This is a genomic window from Streptomyces marokkonensis (assembly GCF_039539045.1).
GTDB lineage: Bacteria > Actinomycetota > Actinomycetes > Streptomycetales > Streptomycetaceae > Streptomyces > Streptomyces marokkonensis.
Genome location: NZ_BAABCQ010000366.1, coordinates 1 through 1,610 on the forward strand (window position 1 = coordinate 1; position 1,610 = coordinate 1,610).

Annotated in this window: 2 protein-coding genes; both read right to left on the minus strand. The window is 63.8% G+C overall.

Features of this window, described 5'->3' with window-relative positions:
* Positions 1 to 166: 166 nt before the first annotated feature.
* Positions 167 to 313: a hypothetical protein gene (locus ABEA26_RS35895; protein ID WP_345598257.1), complete on the minus strand. Its 147-nt coding sequence runs from the start codon at positions 311 to 313 to the stop codon at positions 167 to 169.
* A 163-nt stretch (positions 314 to 476) separates the two neighbouring features.
* Positions 477 to 1,610: ferredoxin reductase domain-containing protein (locus tag ABEA26_RS35900; protein WP_345598259.1), on the minus strand; the 1,134-nt coding region annotated here is incomplete at its 5' end.

Below are 1,610 nucleotides of genomic sequence, written 5' to 3' on the forward strand. Positions count from 1 at the left end.
CGGATGTGTTGCCCACCCCGCCCACCGTCCTGGACGAGAACCCCATGAGTTTCTGATCAATATGTGCGGTGTGGGCGTTACGGGCGATATCTTGACGCTGGAATGACGCTCGTGACGCCCATTTGACGCTCGTTCTGATGGTGTGTCAGGCCCGTTGTGTCGCTGCTCAGGTGTCGGCGACGGACTCAGTGTCCGCGAAGCGCCGGCTGGCGATCCCGACGCGCTGTCTGATCCATTCGTCGTTGGTATCGACCATGCGCGCGATCTCGTCGTTGCTCACCGCCCGCGGGGGCTGGTAGTGGCCTACGTCCACGATTCGGGCTCCCGGCTGCGGCGACGACGTAGTCATTTCAACTCTGCCTTTCTGCTGTTTCGAGAAGGGGACCTGCGCTGTCCCCGGGATGTGTCAAGGCGAGGCGCCAACTGGCCTCACCCACCCCGTGGACGGGTTCCGGGGGAGGTTGACCGGGCCTACGTCAGTAGTCGAACGTCTCGAACTGCACGTATTCCCCTGCCGTCCATTCCAGGACCGACCTCCTCAGACCGGAACCTGTACACACATAGAATCGCCGCCGAGTCGCTGTGCCCTTGGTCAGAACGTCGTTCTTCTGGATCCGTCGGGTGCGTACTACTGTGCCGAGCCGGCGGATCCTGTCGATTTCTGCGTCTTGTTTTCCGTCGACCGATCGGGTCACGAACAGCTCCGTTACCGCTCCCAGGCCGTCGACTTTTTCCAGGACGTCGACTGCCAGCGGCAGGTCATCCGTTCTCAGGCTCCAGAGGATTCTCATCCTCCGGCCGGATTCCAGCACGGGCTGCGCCTGCGCCATGAGAGGTGTGATTCCTACTCCAGCGGCCACCACGATGATGTCGTCATCGGTGCGCGACCCCTTGGCTGCGTCGGCGTACCTCACCTCTTCTTCGCCGCCGAAGTCCAAAACGGTGGCGGAAAGCGGCGCACCGGGCTTCCACTTGGCCAGGAGTGACGTGACCGGCCCGTTCCTCCGGACAGTGACCTCGAATTCGGCCTCGCTCAGCGGTCCGCGGTGTTCCGTTCCTGCGGTGCGTTCTTCAGGGGTGGGAAGCGTCGGGCTCGAGATGGTGAAGGCCCGGATGTAATCGTCGTTGAGTGAGCGGGGGTCGTGGTCGCGCATGTGTGACCATCCGCGATCGAGTGTGGCGGAGAAATCAAGAGTGACGTGCTGCCCCGCGCGCCAGGGTTCGAGCTGCTGGAACTCTGCGCTCGACCGTGGGGTGGACAGATCGGGGGCGAGCCGGAAGGTGTATCGCGAGATCGTCGGCGTCAGATGGTGTGCGCGGATCAATGTCGCCGTAGCCTTCCCCACCGGTCGGCCGTCCGCGTCGACGCTGTCGGCTGAGCGGGACTCCGCTCCGCTGATTTCGTGAGCCAACCTGCGTACCGGCGGGTTGTAGGGCGACTGGTCCAGCAGTTGTCCACGGAACGGCAGCCCGTCCTTCACGAATCGAGCCGCCTCCACCCGCACTCGGACAGCGAGTTTGCTGTGCGGGATCATGGAAGCGGCGTCGGCGCCGGCCAAGATCTCTGCCCGTCCTGTCAGGTAGAGGACGTCGCCGGTTTCGAAGTCGGG